This window comes from Terrabacter sp. 01T434, assembly GCF_056398545.1.
In genome coordinates this window covers 232,020-249,867 of the sequence record NZ_JBFTPP010000007.1, presented here as the reverse complement: position 1 = coordinate 249,867, position 17,848 = coordinate 232,020, and the positions used below count along the sequence as shown (strand labels likewise).

The window sequence follows — 17,848 nt, the reverse complement described above, 5'->3', positions numbered from 1 at the left end:
CCCCGGTTTGGTTGACAATCGGGGTTGATGGTTCTCAGGCCGCGTCTGCGGCCGTGTAGATCATCTCAAACTCGACCGGGGTGAGCTTCCCCAGGCCGCGTTGCCGGCGGCGCCGGTTGTACTTCGTCTCGATCCAGACCACGATCGCGAGCCGCAGCTCCTCACGGGTTTCCCATCGCCGGGTGTCCAGGACGTTCTTCTGCAGCAGCGAGAAGAAGCTCTCCATGGCCGCGTTGTCACCACAGGCGCCGACCCGCCCCATCGACCCGAGCAGGCCGTTGTTCTTCAGCAGCCGGATCACCTTCTTGGACCGGAACTGGCTGCCCCTGTCGCTGTGCAGGATGGTGCCCGCCGGAGCGCGCAGCGCGATCGCGTTACGGATGGCGCCGGCGGCCAGGGAGGACTTCATGCGCGAGTCGATGGAGTAGCCCACGATCTTGTTGGAGTAGCAGTCCTTGACCGCACACAGGTACAGCTTGCCCTCCGCGGTGGGGTGCTCGGTGATGTCGGTCAACCACTTCTCGTTCGGCCGGGTGGCGGTGAAGTCGCGGCCGGGCCGCCCCGTCGCATCGGCCGCCTTGAGCAGGTCATCGTGCACCGGTGGGCCCGGCCGCCGGCCCGACCCTCGCCGTCGGTGATGGGCCGCGAGGATGCCTTGGGCCGAACACAGCCGCCAGACCCGGTTCTCACTGGCGAGGATGCCGAGGTCGGCGAGCTCGTCGGTGATGAACCGGTACCCGAGGCCGGGATCCTCGGCGTGGATCCCGAGGGCGGCCTCGATCAGGTGCGCGTCGTCCCAGTCCCGCTGCGAGACAGGCTCTTTGAGCCACTTGTAGTACCCCTGGGTCGTCAGGCCCAGCACCCTGCACGCCACCGCGACCGGCACCCTGACAGAGGCGTCAGGGGCACCGGTCGCGGCCATCTCTCGGACGAGCGGGAAGACTATTCTCCCGGCAGGTTCGCCTGTGACAGGTAGGCAGCCGCCCGGCGCAGGACCTCGTTCTCCTGCTCGAGCAGCCGGATCCGCTTGCGCGCTTCCCGTAGCTCGGCGGCTTCCTTGACCGTGACGCCGGGACGGTGACCGTCCTCGACGTCGGCGGCCTTCAGCCAGTTCGACAGGCAGCCCTCGGAGATCCCGAAGTCCTTCGCGATCTGTTTCAACGGAGCGCCGCCCTTACGGGCGACAGCCACGACGTCGTCGCGGAACTCCTTGGGATACGGCTTCGGCATGACAGGCATCCTTCCAGCGAGGACGAATCCTCACACGTCAGGTGTCAACCAAACCCCTGGGCAGACCCATGCGACCCGGGTGTTAACAATAGGTGCCTAGTGGTCCGTGTTTGAAGTGGTCTGACGGTTGGCCCTCTTGAGGATCTCGTCGGCGGTTTTGGTCCACACGAAGGGGTGGCTCTGGTCGTTCCAGCCGTCGACGAAGGCTCTGATCTTGGTTTTGAGGTCCTTGACGGAGCCGAAGGTTCCGCGGTGGATCGCTTGGCGTTCGATGATGCCGAACCAGACCGCGACGAGGTTGAGCCAGGAGCCCGAGGTCGGGGTGAAGTGGACGTGGATCCGCGGTTCGCGGCCAGCCAGTCGCGGATCTCGACGCGCTTGTGCGCGGCGTAGTTGTCCATCACCAGGTGCAGCTGTACACCGTTGCCGGTGTCGGGGTAGGCGCGGGCGACCTGCTTGAGGAACGCGAGAAACTCCTGGTGCCGGTGCCTGGGTTTTCAGGCTCCGGTGACCTTCCCGGTCGCGTTCTCCAGCGATGCGAACAGCGTCGTGGTGCCGTGACGCTTGTAGTCGTGGGTCCGGCGCTCGGGCAGGCCGGGCTGCATCGGCAGCATCGGAGCGGTCCGGTCCAAGGCCTGGATCTGCGACTTCTCATCGATGCACAGCACGATCGCGTTCTCCGAGGGCGCCAGGTACAACCCGACCACGTCGGTGACCTTCGGGACCGGCTCCGGGTCGGTGGAGAACTTGAACGTCTCGACCCGCCACGGCGCGACGCCGTAGTCGCGCCAGGCCTTCGCGATGGTCCCGTTGCTGATCCCCAGATGTCGCCCCAGCAGCCGCGAGGACCAGTGCGTCACCCGTCCAGCCGGAACACCTCGACCAACTCCTCGGCGGTGGCCTCCGCTGCGCCCGCGCTTCCGCACTGTGAACGCGACCAGCCCCGCCCGAACCTCGTTGAGCATCGCGATACTCAAGGTCTGGTTGGCATGCTGCACCACCCGCTGCAGCCCGCCGACTGCCCGCTCGAGCTAGCAGAGCCACGAAAGGTCACGGCGATGTTGTACCTTGCGGTGGCCTCACCGGCGCGATGGCTGACTTGAAGCGTCCTGGGCAAGGAGACGGGACTCCAGCGACACTCCTTGACGGCAGCATGGGTATCCCGACTTGACTCTCACGACGAAAGCCAATGGCATCGACACCGGCGCGACCTCCGCCTTCCGCGAGCGTGTGGAGCAGGCGCGTCACTCCGCCGCGAAAGCCACGCTGTTGCCGCGGTGCGTCAGCACTGGGACCCGCCGGAGCCTCAGCAGACGTCCGCTGAGTCTCCGGACGAGGGCCACTCAGTTGACGAGCCGTTCCAACGGCTCGCCAACGGCGTGCTGCCGAAACGGTAGTCGTCACTCTGCTGCGCCTGCGCCGCGTTCCGGCGGTGCCCCACACCGTTGGTATGCGCGGTGAATGGGAGGAGTGTGCGATGACGATTGCGAACGCCCGGCCTGCCGAACGGGTCAACACCACAAAGAGCGCCCCTTTGAGCGTCCCGACAAATCACGTTGGGCCCTTGCTCAACTCCGCTGAGGTGGCCCAGATGATCAGGGTCCCCGAACCAACCCTGCGCTACTGGCGTCACATCGGCATCGGACCGAAAAGTTTCAAGATGGGTCCGCGCCGAGTGCTGTACCGCGCTGACGACGTGACCGCCTGGGTGGCCGACCAGTACGCCATGGAGCGGTAGCCCCAAGATGGGAAACGTCGCCCGGCGGCCGGACGGGAAGTGGCGTGCCCGCTACCGCGACGCGGAGGGCAAGGAGCACGCACGACACTTCACCCGGAAGACAGACGCCCAGCGGTGGCTCGACGAAGTGAGCGCGTCCATCGTCACCGGTCAGTACGTCGCACCGAAGGCAGGCCAGATCACGCTCCGCGACTTCACCGAGCCTTGGCGCCTTGCCCAGGTCCACCGACCCGCCACCGCCGCCCTCTACGAGCACAACCTTCGCTGCCACATCTACCCATCGCTTGGCGCTCGCCGGCTCGACAGCATCACACCCACCGACGTGCAGGCCCTGATCAAGCGGCTGAGCCTGACGCTCGCGCCCTCTACCGTGTCGGTCACGCACGGCATTCTCGCCACGGTGCTGAAGGCAGCCGTAGCAGATCGCCGCATCGTCTCGAGCCCCGCGGTCGGCACGCGACTGCCCAAAGTCACCCGTCCCCACGTCGTGCCACTCGCCACGGCTCAGGTGCAGACGTTGGCCGAGCTCGCTGCTCCGCACATCCGAGGACTCATCCTCACCGCAGCAGGGACGGGAATGCGCCAGGGTGAGCTGTTCGGCGTGACGGTCGACCGAGTCGACTTCCTGCGTCGGTCGCTGACCGTCGACCAGCAGCTGGTCAGCGTCGAGAACGGCCGCCCTGTGTTCGGACCCCCAAAGACGGCCGCCAGCGTTCGCGAGATCCCGCTCCCCCAGGTGATTGTCGACGCTCTTGCCGCGCACCTGCACGCGTTCCCTGCAGGGCCCGATGGTCTCGTCTTCGTGGGCACCCTGGGCCAACCCCACTCGCGGTCGAGCTTCTGGAAGCCCTGGCGCACCTTGACCGAGCGAGCCGGAGTGCCCGGCTTCAAGTTCCATGGGCTACGGCACTACTACGCGAGCCTGCTGATCCGACACGGGGAGTCCGTCAAGACTGTGCAGGCACGACTCGGGCACGCCACTGCGGCCGAAACGCTCGACACCTACAGCCATCTGTGGCCCGACTCCGACGACCGGACGCGTGACGCCGTCGACGTGGTCCTCGGCGCTCCTGCGGACTCTCCGCGGACTGAGGAGGCGGCGACGTGACGTAACCGCAGGTCAGAGACGGGCCGGTACTCGGGTCCGCCCTTAGGCCGGGTACTGCAACGACCCGGCCCGATGGTGCAGCCGATGTTGCCCCAAGCCGGTGAACCGCGGTGATGTGACGTTTGGCTGGCTGGCCAGGACGACAGGCGCGGCTCGCTTGGGCCTGCTTCTCAGGGTCGCCAGAAGGACGACGCCGGTGCTGCCCCACCGAGAGTCTTGGTCGCGTCTTGACCAAGGGCCATGCTGCTCTCTCGCTGAGCCCGTCCGCGTGAAAGGCTCGCAGCATGCACTTGGGCATCGACGTCGGCGGGACGAAGCTGCTGTGCCCCGGGCCACCGACGCCGACGGCGGGGTCCTCGCCGAGCACCGGTTGGCCACCGGGTCGGAGTCGGAGCCGGCCGAGCTCGACGCTGTAGTCGACGGCTTTCTCGCAGCCCTCAGTGGGCTCGAGGCGAGGGGGCGCCCCGACGACGTGAGCACTGTCGGCGTGGCGGTCCCAGGGCTCGTGGGCCACGACGGCCGGGGCGAGCACGTCGTCGTGTCCGACGTCCTGCCGCGCCTGGCAGGTTGGCGCCCGAGGGCACGACGGCGTGGTCCGCGAATGCCGCAGCTCCCTCTCCGAAGACGAGGTCGCCGACCCGCCAGTGCGTCACGTCGGCGCCGACCGCCTCGACGATGCCGGCGACGTCGGTGCCGCGGACCGCATGGCGAGGACGTCGCAGCCCGAAGCTGCTCCGGTCGAGGAGTCTGGCGAGACGGGGCTCGCCGCGCATGATGTGCCAGTCGCGGGCGTTGACCGATGCAGCCCCGACCCGGACGAGTACCTCGTGAGGTCGCGGTGTCGGCGTGGGGACGGTGATGACCTTGAGGGCGTCGGGCGAACCGTAGCGGATCTGGAGGACCGCGCGGGTGAATTGGCCGGAGATGGTCTCGGCGTCGAAGGGGCGGTGGGGGAGCCTGCTTGGGTCATGGCTACTTCACCTCCGAGCGCCGAAGCGTGACCACGGCGATCACGAGCGGCAACACGAGCCAAACGGCGCTCGTCAGCGCCAGGTGGGACCACTGCTCCCCGGAGAGCCCGCCCTTCATGAGTGCGTCCTGGTTGTACTTGGGGTCAATCCAGGGACGCAGGTCGCGGAACCACTTCTGGCTGAAGGCGAGGAAGGCGAGGAGTCCGGGGGTGACGAAGGCATAGACCATGTAGGCCACAACGGCTCCGGCGCTGTTGCGGATGAGGGCACCCAGGGTGAACCCGACCAGCATCAGCGAGATCGTTCCGAGCGCGAAGTAGCCGACGTCGGCGAGGTCCTGGTCCCACACCGGGGTGATGTCGGCCATGGCGGACCCAGCGAGGTTGCCCAGGGCACCGACGGCGAAGGCCACGACGGAGGCGGTCACCGCGACGAGGCAGGCCGAGATGGCCTTGGCGACCATGACCCTGCCACGATGCGGCACGAGAGTGAAAGTCGTCAGACCGCTGCGCTGGCTCCACTCGGACGTGACCGACAGGACCGTGATGATGGCCAGGATGATCGACATCGGCATGCCGATGGCGAGGGTGAACTGGCTATACCGGAACTCGTCCGTCGGCGCCCAGGCGATGACGGCACCGGTCGTGACCAGGGCGGCCAGGCCGATGCTGGCGAGCAGCCACAGGCCGGAGCGTGTGTCGAAGGACTTGCGCAGCTCGACCCCGACGATGCGGGTCAGGCGGATGCGTGGGCTGACGCCGTTGGTCGTGATGTCGTTGGGGCGCGCCGCGGCATGAGGGGGGCCGGCGGCCGTGGTGGCAGTCATGCGGCTGCTCCTTGCTGGTGGGCGTGGATCGGTTGGTGATCGAAGCCCTCTCGCTGGGTGTCGGCGGTGAGCTCGAGGAAGAGCTCCTCCAGGCCGGCACCGTCCGCGGTCCGCAGCTCGATGAGTGGGATGCCGGCCTCGTGGGCCACCTGACCGACTCGTTCGGAGTCGGCATCCGCGCGCAGCGTCGCGTCGCCGTAGTGGACCACGACACCAGCGCTCGTCAAGGCGAGGGCCAGCCGCTCAGGGTGCCGGGTACGGACCTGCGTTCCGGCGGAGGCCAGCAGTTCGCTCTTCGTGCCTTGGGCCACGGTCCGGCCGTTGCCGATCACGACGAGGTCGTCGGCGACCACCTCGATCTCGTGCAGCAGGTGTGAGGACAGCAGCACCGTGCCGCCTCGGTCGGCGTGGCCGCGCAACAGATCGCGCATCCAGCGGATCCCCGCCGGGTCGAGGCCGTTGGCCGGCTCATCCAGGATGAGCACGGCCGGCTCCCCCAGGAGCGCCTGGGCGATGCCCAGTCGCTGCCGCATGCCGAGCGAGTAGTCACGCACGCGTCGGCCCGCCTCCGCGTCGGTGAGGCTCACCAGATCGAGCATCTCGTCGACCCGATCGGTCCGCAGGCCCATGGTCTTCTGCGAGAGCGTGAGGATCTCGCGTCCCGTCCGGCCGCCGTGCTGAGCGGAGGCGTCGAGCAGGACGCCGACGTCCAGGCCGGGGTTGGGCAGGTCGGTGAAGCGGCACCCCAGGACGTGCGCCGCCCCGGTCGTGGGTGGGGTGAGGCCGACGATCACGCGCATCGTGGTGGACTTGCCCGCTCCGTTGGGGCCGAGGAAGCCGGTGACCCGGCCCGATTCGGCGGTGAAGGTGACGTCGTCGACGGCGGTGTGAGCCCCGTACCGCTTGGTGACGCTCTCGACGCGGATCATCGCTCGTCGTCCATTCCGGCGGTGACCGGTGACGGCTTGAAGCCCTTGACGACCAGGTAGATCCCCAGGCCCAGCTCCCAGAAGAACTCGGGGGCCGTTGCCAGTACCTGCCAGGTCCCGTCGAGCTCGATGATGCCGACCATCGCGGCGGCACCGGACAGGATGATCAGCGGCCCACCGACCAGTCCTAGGACGGCCAGCTTGCGCGGCACGAGACGAGAGCGGTACATCAGGTAGCCCAGGATGACTCCGTTGCCCACTCCGACCACGAAGGACGGTCCGAGGCCGAACGTCCACTCCTGCAGCCTGAGGAAGGCGTCGCCGGCGACCGTCAGCCCGGCCGCCGCACCCGCGGGGGCGCCGACGTAGCCCTGGCGCAGCGTCACGACCGTGAGCACGCTGAGGACGCCGACTGCGATGAAGACGCTCTCCATGATCCGGGCTGCCACGTAGCTCATGGCAAGGCTCTCGTGCTGTCGTTTCAGAACCGGCCACAAGAAGGTGGCCGAGCCGATGTTCGCGATGATCAGCACGGCCTCGGACACAGCGCCCCAGAGCACTCGAGTGTCCTGCCCCGGACCGGTGACGTAGTCGCCCTCGAAGAGTGGCGGATAGAACGCGACCTTTGCCGCGATCGACGTGATGTAGGTGACGATGAAGAGCCAGCCGACGATGGAGGCGATGGTCCGCACCGAGTTCCTGGGCGCGTGCCCAGGTCGGCTGGTGGTGGTGGTCTGCAGCGTGCTCATGGGGTTCTCCTTGTCGTGCGTTGTGCGAACTGGTGTTTGGGAGCTCACGCGAGGTCGACCTGGGCGACCGAGATGATCGGGACACCGATGTCCCGCACCCTGCGCAGGACCCCGTGCAGCGCCGCCTGGTCGGCGACCCGACCGCGAAGCACGGTGCTGCCGCCCTCGCCCGGGTTGAGATCGAAGCCGTCGAACCAGGACGCCCAGCGGGGGTCCAAGCGTGCGTCGAGACGAATCTCGTACCAGCCGCCCGGCTCATCCCTGGTGATCCCGTCCACAGACCCCTCCCTCGCCTCTGCCCGCCAGGTGGTGGTGGGCTCCGGTTGATGTCCGGAAACGTAGGAGCCGGGGTGATGAGGGCGCGTCATCACAGGTGATGACCGCGGTGATGATTCGTGGATGCCGTCAGGGACCGGTGTCCGGCGGCTCCGTGCGAGGGCGACGCCTCAAAGACCGAGCTGGTGGGCGCGGCGCACCGCGGCGCGTCGGTTGTTGACCCCGAGCTTGGCGTAGATGTGCTGGGTGTGCGTGCGCACCGTGCTCAGCGAGACGCTGAGCCGGCGCGCGATGTCCGGCCCGTCGAGGTCCGACCCGAGCAGCCGCATCACCTCGAGCTCACGCTCGCTGAGCGGCTCCACGTACGCGGCATGCGGATCCCGCGTGGCCGCCCGTCCCTGGTCCCGACTCGGCAGCGAACGGCTCCCTCCGTCGCGCGGAGGTGCGCCGGTCGGGGACAGTGGCGCGCCGGCGGCTGCACGCACATCAGTCAGGAACTGCGAGCGCCCGTCGAGGCGCTCCACCTCGTCGAGGAGGGGACGTAGCCCCTCGGCGTCATCGGCGATCACCCGAACCCATGCTTCGCGCTCAGCGACGGCCAGGGCCATCCGTAGCGACCGAAGGGCCCCGGGCCGGTCCCCGGCGGCGTCGCGGGCCAGCGCCGTCACGACGGCCACCTCGACGGTGGTACCGACCCGGCCACCGGCCTCAGCAGCCTCTCGGAGTCGTTCCAGGAGATGCATCGTGTCGGTGAGCGTCACGGGGTCCGGCAACACCGCCCATTGGGCGAGCAGAATCCGCGCCAGCGTGAGCAGCTCGTACTCGCGAACGTACGTGACGTCCTCCCGGGGGGACAGCCCTCGTTCCCTGGCCCACTCTCGCGCTGCGGCAAGGTCACCGGCACGGACCCACAACCGCGCCCGGGTCGCGGCCACCGGCCGCACGTTCGGGGAGAAGTCCCCGTTGTAGAGGCGATCCGCCTCCTCGAGCAGGGCGTCCGCACCGCGCCAGTCGCCTGCCGCTGCGCGCACGTCCGCCATGGCGACGCGCCAGCGGTACGGCTCTTGGGGCAGGCCGGCGCCTTCCCCCAGGTCGGCCACCTGCTCGAGATGGCGCGCCGAGGTGGCAGCGTCACCGTACTGCCAGGCGACGCGGCCCAGCGCAACCCACATGTCGGCCGTCCCGCGCACCACTTCACCTGTGGTCGCCGACCGGGCGAGGTCCAGCGCCTCGCCCGCCAGGCGCCGGGCCTCGCCGAGCCGGCCGAGCGTCAGGGCCAGGTCCACGAGAGTCACCGTGCACCCCAGGACGTCGGCGACGTGCCCGGCTGCCGCGAGGTCCTGCGCTGCCGCCGTGTACCCGTCGTACGCGGACCGTAGGTCCCCAACCGCCCACGACGCCAGTCCCTTCAGCGCACGAGGAGCCGCCAGGGTGAGGCGGTCGTCGGTACCTGCCAGGGCCAAGGCGCTCTCGGCGTGGGAGATGGTGAGGTCGAGGTCACCGGCGACCAGCGCCAGTCCCGCCCGATGCGTCGCGTTCAGGGCCGGGAGCCGTTCCGCCTGTGCCCGGTCGCGCACCACCACGGCCTCAGCCGGCCCTGCCAGCACCGCCTCCAGGTCGTCCAGTCGCTTCCCCACCCCACCGAACGCGTTGTCGGCCATCAACGCCGCGATGAAGATGCTGGCCAGCACCGGCCGCCTTCGCACGACCTCGTCGGGGATGACGTCCATCCACCCCCTGATCACGCCCTCGCTTCGTTGCCGGCGCAGGGCCGGCGCGGCGAGCTCGACGAGGTCGGCGGCCCGGACCAGATCCCCTGCCGCCACCGAGTGCCGAACCGCCGCATCCATCTCGCCGACCTGCTCGAACCACGCGCTGGCGCGCTCGTGCAACACGCTCACGTCGATGGACGTCTCGGTGAGCAGCCTGGAACGAAGGACAGCAGCGAAGAGATGGTGGTACCGGTACCACTGGCGACGGTCATCCAGCGGCACGATGAGTAGGTTCTTCCGCTCCAGCGCGACCAACGTCGACCCGCCGTCCTTTCTGTCGGTCACCGCATCACAGAGCGGTCCGCTCAGGCGCTCGAGCACCGACGTCTCGAGCAGGAAGCGGCGGAGTGGGGCAGGTTGTCGGTCCAGCACCTCGTCGGCGAGGTAGTCGACGACGAACCGGTCGTCGCCCGCGAACCCGGAGATGAAGGCCGTCTTGTCCTCGCGGCCGCGAAGCGAGGCTGCCGCCAGCTGCAGGGCGGCGATCCATCCCTCGGTCCGGGACTCGAGTGAGGAGACGTCGCTGGCACTCAGGTCGAGACCATGGACGTCGTTGAGGTACGCGGCCGCCTCGTCAGCGGTGAAGCGCAGGTCGTTGGCGCGCACCTCGACCAGCTCGCCCCGGGCGCGGAGGCGGGCCAACGGGAGGGCGGGGTCCGCACGGGTGCCGATGACGAGATGCAGCTGTGGTGGTCGGCGGTCGAGCAAGAAGGCCACGTCGTCGCTGATGGCGGCGTCATCGACGAGGTGGTAGTCGTCCAACACAATTGTGACTTCCCCCGGGTGGACGCTCAGCTCGTTGACCAGGGCGACGATGACACCCTCGAGCGACCCGGTCGCCGACTCAAGAAGGTCCAGTGCCGATGCGGCGGCGCCAGGGCTCGTGCGCTCCACTGCATTCAGCACGTAGGACCAGAAGCGGCGCGGGTCGGCGTCACGTTCGTCGAGCGACACCCAGGCCACCGAGCGCCCGCCGCGAACCTCGTCGGATACCGCCGCCAGCTGCGCCACGAGGGTCGTCTTCCCGAAACCCGCTGGAGCAGACACCACCGTCAAGGCAGAGGTGAAGGCACGCTCGGCGATGCCGGTGAGGCGGCGGCGCGGTACCAGCTTCCGGTGAGGCCGCGGAACGAGCAGCTTGGTCTCCACCAGGAGGTCACCCATCGGCGGCTCCTCTCGGTGCAGCCCGTGCAGTTGGAGCGTACTTGAGGGACGCCGATGGCGTCTGCCCACCGGGAACCCCGGCGTCCCCTGCTCGTCGGCGCCCTTCGCGGCGCCTCCCCTTAAAGGTGCGGATCTTGGTGCGGCTCAGGTGCGTCGCGGCCGGCGGCACGCACCTGCATGCGTTCGCCGGGGCGCCCGAAGATGCTGAGCACCTCGGCCGGGCCGTCGCCGGTGCCGCCGAACCAGTGCGGCACCCGGGTGTCGAACTCGGCTGCCTCCCCCACGCCCAGCACGAGGTCCTGGTCGCCGAGAACGAGCCGCATCCGGCCGGAGAGCACGTAGAGCCACTCGAAACCGTCGTGCGTCCGTGGGTTGGGTGTCGTCTGGGAGACCGGCACGATGATCTTCCACGCCTGCACACCCCCGGGTCGAGTCAACGGCAACACGGTGCGCCCGTTCAGACGTCGAGGTTTGAGCCTGATCCTCGGGTCCGCCACGTCGGGGGCACCCACGAGGTCGTCGATCGGCACCCGGTAGACCTGGGCAAGGGGAAGCAGCAGCTCAAGGCTCGGACGCCGCTGACCCGTCTCGAGCCGCGACAAGGTGCTTTTGGACAGGCCGGTCAGCTCGGCCACCTGAGTCAACGTGAACCCACGCTGTCCGCGCACGCGCCTCAGCCGCGCAGGCACCCCCTCGAGGGCCTGAGCCACCGCAGAGCCGCCGCCACGGCCAGCGGGGTCGGCCGAGCGGGGGCTACGTGTCGTCGTCACGCCGCCCATTGCACCGCGCCATTCCCGGAATCAGCAACAACCGTTGCCCTCGGCTGCCCTGCACCGCGACTCTCGTGGCATGAACGAATACGACGTCGTGGTGATCGGCGGGGGTGCCGCAGGCCTGTCCGCCGCCCTGGTCCTGACCCGCGCCCTGCGACGGGTAGCCGTGGTCGACGCCGGGCAACCCCGCAACGCACCCGCCGCTCATATGCAGGGCTTCCTGGGCTCCGATGGCCTGGCTCCCCGGGAGCTGCTGGCCGCAGGCCGCACTGAGGTCGCCGGTTACGGCGGCCATTTGCTGGCCGGCCACGTCAACGCCATCACACCGCACCCTGCCCACCCCGGTGCCGGGCGGATGAGCTTCGAGATCCGGCTCGACGACGGGTCCGCGATGAGGAGCCGTCGCGTGCTGGTCACCACTGGGTTGCGCGACGACGTGCCGGACCTGCCAGGTGTGCGCGAACGGTGGGGTCGAGACCTGCTCCACTGCCCGTACTGCCACGGCCACGAGGTCCGAGAACAGCCCCTGGGCGTCCTCGGCGGTTCGCCGGAAGCGCTCGCGCACGCCCACCTCATCCGTCAGTGGTCCCACGACGTCGTCTACTTCGCCAACGGGCAGCCCCTGACCGCCAAGCAGAGAGAACAGCTCGCCGCCCGTGCCATTGACGTCATGGACGCCCCCGTCACCCGGCTCGTGGTCGAGGACGACCGTCTTGCAGGGGTCGAGCTGGCAACCGGTCAGGTGGTTCCCCGGACCGCTGTGTTCGTCCGGCCACGCTTCGTCCCCCACGACACGCTGCTCACCGACCTCGGCTGCGCAACCCACGACAACGGCTGGGTGGCCGTCGACGCCACCGGGCGCACCAGCATCCAAGGGGTCTGGGCAGCCGGGAACGCGGTCAACCCGCGCGCCCAGGTCATCACCGCAGCAGGCGAGGGCTCGGCCGCCGCCATCGCCATCAACAACGACCTCGTCGACGAAGACCTCCCGATCGCCGTCACCAACTTCAGGCTCCAACGCCCCATCTGAGCCTCATCCCGCCCATTGCCAACTGGGAACTCGCGGCGGCGACTGCCGCTCAACCCAACCCATCTCACGCACCAGGAGATCACCGTGCCCGACGCCCAGCCCATTCCTCGTCCCAACCCGACGACTGCGGCAGGACAAGTCCCACCGAAGCCGACTGCTCCGCCGACCAAGCACCAGCTGGCACTCATGATCTGGATCGCGGTCTTCCCGACCATCACCGTGCTCAACCTGTCGATCGGTCCATTGCTCACCGAGGCAGGGCCGGTCCTGCGGACGTTCGTACTCGCCACCATCGCGGTGCCGATCGTCATCTACGGGATCATGCCCCCGCTGCACCGCGTGCGGATGCGGCTCCTGTCCCGACGAGCCGCCTGACCTCATCAGACCGCTGACCGGTCCACCGCGGACTGCCTATTGGCAGCACACGTCACCTGCAGGATGCTGGTCATCTCATCTCCCCGAGGACGAGGCAGGCGGTATGGAACCACCTGATCCTGGCTCGCCACGTCGAGGCGCCACCCTCGCGCGGCTCGACCCACCCCGCGTCGGGCGACGGTTCGTCACGCTGTACGCCCTGTCCTACGCGGGCGGGTCGCTGCTCTTCCTCGGTCCGCTGCTGGTGTCGCTGGCACTGAAGGTCAACGACCTGGTCGGGATCGACGACGCACCGAAGAACCTCGCGCTCGTCACGGGCGTCGGCTCGCTGCTGGCCATCGTGAGCAACCCGCTGTTCGGCCGCTTGAGTGACCGCACTACCTCACCGCTGGGGATGCGGCGGCCGTGGATGCTGGTCGGCCTGACGGGCGGGGCGGTGGGAACCCTGACAGTCGCGCTCGCCCCCGACATCGGGGTCGTGCTCGTCGGCTGGTGCATCGCCCAGGTCTTCCTCAACGCCCTGCTCGCCGCCCAGGCAGCAGTCCTGCCCGACCAGGTCCCCGCCACGCAGCGCGGCCTGGTCTCCGGCATCCTCGGCGTCTGCCTTCCGGTCGCGTCGGTTGCTGCCACCTACCTGGTGCAGGCCTTCGAGGGACTCCCGCTGATGACGTTTCTCGCGCCCCTGCTGGTCGGCGGCGTATTCGTCACCATCTTCACCTCCACCCTTGCTGACCGCCGGCTCGACGTCGCCGACAAGCCACCATGGTCGCTGCGCCAGCTCCTCAGGACGTTCTACGTCAGCCCACGCGCCAACCCCGACTTCGCCTGGGCCTTCACCAGCCGGTTCATGCTGGTCATGGCCTACGCCTTCCTGGTGACCTACCAGGCCTACTACCTGATCGACCAGGTCGGCGTCGCGCAGAGCGAGGCCGCGCACCAGATCTACCTCGGAACCCTGGCCCAGTCCGTGGCCCTGATCATCGCCTCACCGCTCACCGGCCGCCTGTCCGACCGGCTCCAACGGCGGAAGATCTTCGTCATGGCCGCCGCAGTGATCTACGCCGCCGCACTGGTCATCATCGCCACAGCCAATGGGACCGGTGGGTACCTGCTCGGCATGGCCATCGGCGGCCTGGGCTTCGGGATGTACATGGCCGTCGACCTCGCCCTCGTCGTCGACGTTCTGCCCGACGCCGGCTCGGCCGCCAAGGACCTCGGCGTGCTGAACATCGCTGGGGCCCTGCCGTTCGCTCTAGCGCCCGCTCTCGCGCCGGCGATTCTGAGCATCCGCGGGAACAGCTACTCGGCCCTCTATCTCGTCGCCGGCCTTTGCGCATTCCTCGGCGCCGCAGCCATCGTTCCCATTCGTCGAGTCACATAGCGCCATTAGGCGCTCCGGTGGACTCTCTGCGGACTGAGGAGGCGCCCCCGTGACATCACCGCAGGTCAGAGACGGGCCGATGCTCGGGTCCGCCCTCAGGCCGGGTACCGTCGAACTGTGCTTCGACTCTGGCTGACGCGGCGCTGGCTGCTCTGGACCCTCGTCGCGGTCCTCTTCGGGGTCGCCTGCTTCTACCTCGGCCGGTGGCAGTGGGGCCGACACGTCGAGCAGCGCACCAAGGTCGAGGCCATCGCCCACAACTACGGTGCCGCGCCCGTCCCGTTCGTGCCCGCTCTCGTCGAGAGCCCCCTCCCCGCCGAGCGGCAGTGGACACGCGTCTCGCTGACGGGGACGTATGCCGTCGGCACCGACCTGCTCGTGCGCAACCGCACGTTCGACCAGACGGTCGGCTTCGAGGTGCTGACGCCGCTGCAGACCGACGGGCTGACCCTGCTGGTCGACCGCGGCTGGGTGCCCAACGCCGCTGACGCCGAGACGAGCCCCCCGGTCGACCCCGCGCCGTCGGGGGCAGTGCAGGTCACCGGCTGGCTGCGCACCGGCGAGGTGAACCTCCACCGTGACGTGCCGCCCCCGCAGCTCACGAGCATCAGCGTCGACGACGCGCGGGCTCAGGTGCCCTCGCTGAGCAAGGTGGACGCCTACGTCGTGCTCGGCGCCGAGGAGCCGGCGGCCGTCCGGGGGGACCATCCGCTGACCCTGCTTCCCAAGCCCGAGGAGGACCTGGGGCCGCACCAGGCGTACGCCTACCAGTGGTGGCTGTTCATGCCCGGAGGCCTCGTCTTCATCTTCTTCGCGATCCGGCGGGAGGCGGCTGCACGCCGGGCCGAGGCGGGCGGGCCCGAGGGTGCCCCGGTCACGGTGAAGAAGGTCCGGATCTGGGACGAGGAGGACGCCTGAGTCGCGTCCTCCCCCCTCGCAGACCCCGGGGGTGAGAAGGTTCGAGCTCGCTGTCACGGCCGGTGGCAGCCCGACACCGTATGCCGCGTCGCCACCACGAAGGAGCCCTCTGCCATGGACATGCGCCTGGAACTCGTCCCGCTTCCCACCTCTGACGTCGACCGGAGCAAGACGTTCTATGCCGAGGGCATGGGTTTCGTCGTCGACCACGACGTCGAGCCGGGCAACGGCATGCGGGTCGTGCAGCTGACGCCTCCGGGATCGAGCTGCTCGATCGTCATCGGGGTCGGGATGAGCGCGCCCGATGCCCCCCGGGTGCAGAACCTGCACCTCGTGGTCGACGACATCGAGCAGGCGCGGGAGATGCTGTCGCGAGCCGGCATCGACGTGTCCCCCGTCCAGGACATGGGTGGCGTCAAGTACGCGCACCTGAGCGACCCGGATGGCAACACCTGGGCGCTCCAGCAGCTCGCCCGCTGAACGGACGCCCCTCCCAGTCGGGCCGCCGGCGGCAGCCCTCCGGTTGCGCGAGCTCGGCTCAGACGCGTCCGAGCAGCTCGGGAGCCTCGGCCGTCGGGTTGGTCGGGTCGGTCGGGCCGGCGCCGTCGCTGCCGTTGCGCGCGTCCTGCCGCTCGGCCCGCTCGAGGGGCTGGTCGTCGAACTGCGTGGCGTGCAGGTCGGCGTAGAGGCCGCCCCGGGCGAGCAGCTCGGAGTGGCGTCCGGTCTCCACGACCCGGCCATGGTCGAGCACGACGATGAGGTCGGCCTGACGGATGGTCGAGAGGCGGTGGGCGATGACGATCGAGGTGCGGCCCTCGAGAGCGGCGTCCAGCGCCCGCTGGACGGCGACCTCGGACTCGGAGTCGAGGTGGGCGGTGGCCTCGTCGAGCACGACGACGTCGGGGGCCTTGAGGAGCAGGCGCGCGATGGCGAGCCGCTGCTTCTCGCCGCCGCTGAGCCGGTGGCCGCGGTCGCCGACGACCGTGTCGAGACCCTCGGGCAGCTCGTCGACGAGCGCGCTGATCTGGGCTGCCCGCAGGGCCGCGTGGATCTCGTCGTCCGTGGCTTCGCGTCGGGCGTAGAGCAGGTTGGCGCGGATCGTGTCGTGGAAGAGGTGCGCCTCCTGGGTGACCACACCGACACGGTCGCGCAGCGAGGTCATCGTCACGTCGCGCAGGTCGACCCCACCGATGCGCACGGCGCCCTCGCTCGGGTCGTAGAGCCGGGACACGAGGGAGGTCAGCGTCGTCTTGCCGGCGCCCGAGGGTCCGACGAGGGCGATGAGGTGACCGGCAGGCGCCGCGACGGTGATGTCGTGGAGCACCTCCCCGCTGCCGCGACGGTCGCCCGAGGCGACCGACTCGAGCGAGGCGAGCGAGACCTCGTCGGCCGACGGGTAGCGGAACGCCACGTGCTCGAGCTCGACGCCGAGCGGACCGTCGGGCAGGGCGACGGCGTCGGGGCTCTCCTTGACGAGCGGCTCGAGGTCGAGCACCTCGAAGACGCGCTCGAAGGAGATGAGCGCCGTCATGATGTCGACGCGCACGTTGGACAGCGACGTCAGCGGGCCGTAGAGACGGGCCAGCAGGGCGGCGAGCGCCAGCAGCGTGCCGACGGACAGCGTGCCGTTGACGGCCATGACGCCGCCGAAGCCGTAGACCATCGCTGTCGCGAGCGCTGCGACGAGCGAGAGGGCGGCCATGAACATCGTGCGGTTGAGCGCGATCTGGATGCCGATGTCGCGGACGCGTCCGGCTCGCTCGGCGTACTCGGCCTCCTCACGCGCAGGCGTGCCGAAGAGCCTGACGAGCAGGGCACCGGCGACGTTGAAGCGCTCGGTCATCCGGGTGCCCATGTCGGCGTTGAGCGTCATCTGCCGGTGCGCGAGGCTGGCGAGGCGCCGGCCCATGAGCTTGGCCGGGATGAGGAACAGCGGCACGAGCAGGAGCGATCCGAGGGTCAGCTGCCACGACAGCGCCAGCATCGCCCCCACGACGAGGACGACCGACACGACGTTGGAGACGACGTTGGACAGCACCGAGGTGAAGGCCTGCTGGGCGCCGACGACGTCGTTGTTGAGCCGTGACACGAGCGAGCCGGTCTGGGCGCGTGTGAAGAACGCGATGGGCTGGCGCAGCACGTGGCCGAAGACCTGGGTGCGGAGGTCGTTGATGAGGCCCTCACCGATGCGCGAGGAGTACCACCGCGAGACCACCGTCAGGACGGCGTCGGTGATCGCGATCACCGCGACGACCAAGGAGAGCTTGATGACGACGGAGGAGTCCTTGGGGATCACGCCGTCGTCGACGAGGCTCTTGAGCAGGAGCGGCACCGTGACGACCAGCACCGAGTCGAGGACCACGACGACGAGGAAGGTGATGATCGCCGAACGGTAGGGCGCGGCATACGTCAGGACGCGGCGACGGGTGCCCGGCGACAGGCTCCGCTCCGCCACCGACGAGTCACGCGACATCGATCGCATCGCCATCCACGGTTGCATGCCCACGGCACCGACCTCCTTCAGTCCCTTCATCCAACCGCGGAGCACCGACAGCGATTCCCTCGCCCCCGGATCGACCGCTCGAACCCCCCGCCGGAACATGCCCGC

General features: G+C 69.2%; 16 protein-coding genes and 1 pseudogene. 7 read left to right on the top strand and 10 right to left on the bottom strand.

Annotated elements, in window-relative coordinates:
• Positions 1–34: 34 nt before the first annotated feature.
• Positions 35–1,230, bottom strand: a protein-coding gene (locus AC1DIW_RS16360) for an IS3 family transposase (RefSeq protein WP_478109464.1) whose coding sequence is annotated in 2 segments (ribosomal slippage) — positions 35–949 and positions 952–1,230 — 1,194 coding nt in all. Because the reading frame shifts where the segments join, the coding sequence is not laid out codon by codon here.
• A gap of 96 nt (positions 1,231–1,326) precedes the next feature.
• Positions 1,327–2,090 (bottom strand): annotated as a pseudogene (locus AC1DIW_RS16355) (IS630 family transposase); the annotation flags it as partial.
• A 590-nt stretch (positions 2,091–2,680) separates the two neighbouring features.
• Between AC1DIW_RS16355 and AC1DIW_RS16350 the strand changes: the two are divergent.
• Complete coding sequence (locus AC1DIW_RS16350; RefSeq protein ID WP_478109507.1) at positions 2,681–2,968, top strand: helix-turn-helix transcriptional regulator; 288 nt, start codon at positions 2,681–2,683, stop codon at positions 2,966–2,968.
• A gap of 7 nt (positions 2,969–2,975) precedes the next feature.
• A complete protein-coding gene (locus AC1DIW_RS16345) occupies positions 2,976–4,076 on the top strand; it encodes a tyrosine-type recombinase/integrase (RefSeq protein ID WP_478109462.1) in 1,101 nt (366 codons plus the stop codon).
• Between the two features lie 437 nt (positions 4,077–4,513).
• On the opposite strand, the gene AC1DIW_RS16340 is transcribed toward AC1DIW_RS16345, so the two are convergent.
• The 7 genes from AC1DIW_RS16340 to AC1DIW_RS16310 all read right to left on the bottom strand — a co-directional run bounded on the left by AC1DIW_RS16340 (position 4,514) and on the right by AC1DIW_RS16310 (position 11,533).
• Complete coding sequence (locus tag AC1DIW_RS16340; protein ID WP_442278162.1) at positions 4,514–4,936, bottom strand: alcohol dehydrogenase catalytic domain-containing protein; 423 nt, start codon at positions 4,934–4,936, stop codon at positions 4,514–4,516.
• A 112-nt stretch (positions 4,937–5,048) separates the two neighbouring features.
• Positions 5,049–5,873 carry an ABC transporter permease gene (locus AC1DIW_RS16335; protein WP_478109460.1) on the bottom strand — a complete coding sequence of 275 codons (825 nt, stop codon included), beginning with the start codon at positions 5,871–5,873 and terminating at the stop codon, positions 5,049–5,051.
• Positions 5,870–6,802: an ABC transporter ATP-binding protein gene (locus AC1DIW_RS16330; RefSeq protein WP_478109458.1), complete on the bottom strand. Its 933-nt coding sequence runs from the start codon at positions 6,800–6,802 to the stop codon at positions 5,870–5,872. The genes AC1DIW_RS16335 and AC1DIW_RS16330 overlap by 4 nt, the downstream gene beginning before the upstream one ends.
• Positions 6,799–7,551 (bottom strand): DUF4386 domain-containing protein, encoded by a 753-nt coding sequence (locus AC1DIW_RS16325; RefSeq protein WP_442278140.1) that lies wholly within the window; start codon positions 7,549–7,551, stop codon positions 6,799–6,801. Before AC1DIW_RS16325 ends, AC1DIW_RS16330 begins: the two co-directional genes overlap by 4 nt.
• A 44-nt stretch (positions 7,552–7,595) precedes the next feature.
• On the bottom strand, positions 7,596–7,829 hold the full coding sequence (locus AC1DIW_RS16320; RefSeq protein WP_442278139.1) for a hypothetical protein: 234 nt from the start codon (positions 7,827–7,829) through the stop codon (positions 7,596–7,598).
• Positions 7,830–7,997: 168 nt separating this feature from the next.
• The gene (locus AC1DIW_RS16315) at positions 7,998–10,763 is read right to left on the bottom strand and encodes a winged helix-turn-helix domain-containing protein (RefSeq protein ID WP_478109456.1); all 2,766 of its coding nucleotides are present in this window, start codon (positions 10,761–10,763) and stop codon (positions 7,998–8,000) included.
• A 119-nt stretch (positions 10,764–10,882) separates the two neighbouring features.
• Entirely contained in the window at positions 10,883–11,533 is a 651-nt protein-coding gene (locus tag AC1DIW_RS16310) for a helix-turn-helix domain-containing protein (RefSeq protein WP_478109455.1), read from the bottom strand.
• A 79-nt stretch (positions 11,534–11,612) separates the two neighbouring features.
• On the opposite strand from AC1DIW_RS16310, the gene AC1DIW_RS16305 reads away from it, so the two are divergent.
• The 5 genes from AC1DIW_RS16305 (at position 11,613) to AC1DIW_RS16285 (ending at position 15,720) form a co-directional block, all read left to right on the top strand.
• Positions 11,613–12,566, top strand: a complete 954-nt coding sequence (locus AC1DIW_RS16305; RefSeq protein ID WP_478109454.1) for an NAD(P)/FAD-dependent oxidoreductase — start codon at positions 11,613–11,615, stop codon at positions 12,564–12,566.
• A gap of 84 nt (positions 12,567–12,650) precedes the next feature.
• Positions 12,651–12,941 (top strand): putative antibiotic biosynthesis monooxygenase, encoded by a 291-nt coding sequence (locus AC1DIW_RS16300; protein WP_442278135.1) that lies wholly within the window; start codon positions 12,651–12,653, stop codon positions 12,939–12,941.
• A 103-nt stretch (positions 12,942–13,044) separates the two neighbouring features.
• Positions 13,045–14,322 carry an MFS transporter gene (locus tag AC1DIW_RS16295; RefSeq protein WP_442278134.1) on the top strand — a complete coding sequence of 426 codons (1,278 nt, stop codon included), beginning with the start codon at positions 13,045–13,047 and terminating at the stop codon, positions 14,320–14,322.
• A 117-nt stretch (positions 14,323–14,439) separates the two neighbouring features.
• A complete protein-coding gene (locus AC1DIW_RS16290; protein ID WP_442278133.1) occupies positions 14,440–15,240 on the top strand; it encodes an SURF1 family cytochrome oxidase biogenesis protein in 801 nt (266 codons plus the stop codon).
• 114 nt (positions 15,241–15,354) lie between these two features.
• Positions 15,355–15,720 (top strand): VOC family protein, encoded by a 366-nt coding sequence (locus AC1DIW_RS16285; protein WP_478109451.1) that lies wholly within the window; start codon positions 15,355–15,357, stop codon positions 15,718–15,720.
• Positions 15,721–15,778: 58 nt separating this feature from the next.
• Here the strand turns inward: AC1DIW_RS16285 and AC1DIW_RS16280 are convergent, their stop codons facing one another.
• Entirely contained in the window at positions 15,779–17,773 is a 1,995-nt protein-coding gene (locus AC1DIW_RS16280; protein WP_478109449.1) for an ABC transporter ATP-binding protein, read from the bottom strand.
• Positions 17,774–17,848 lie beyond the last annotated feature (75 nt).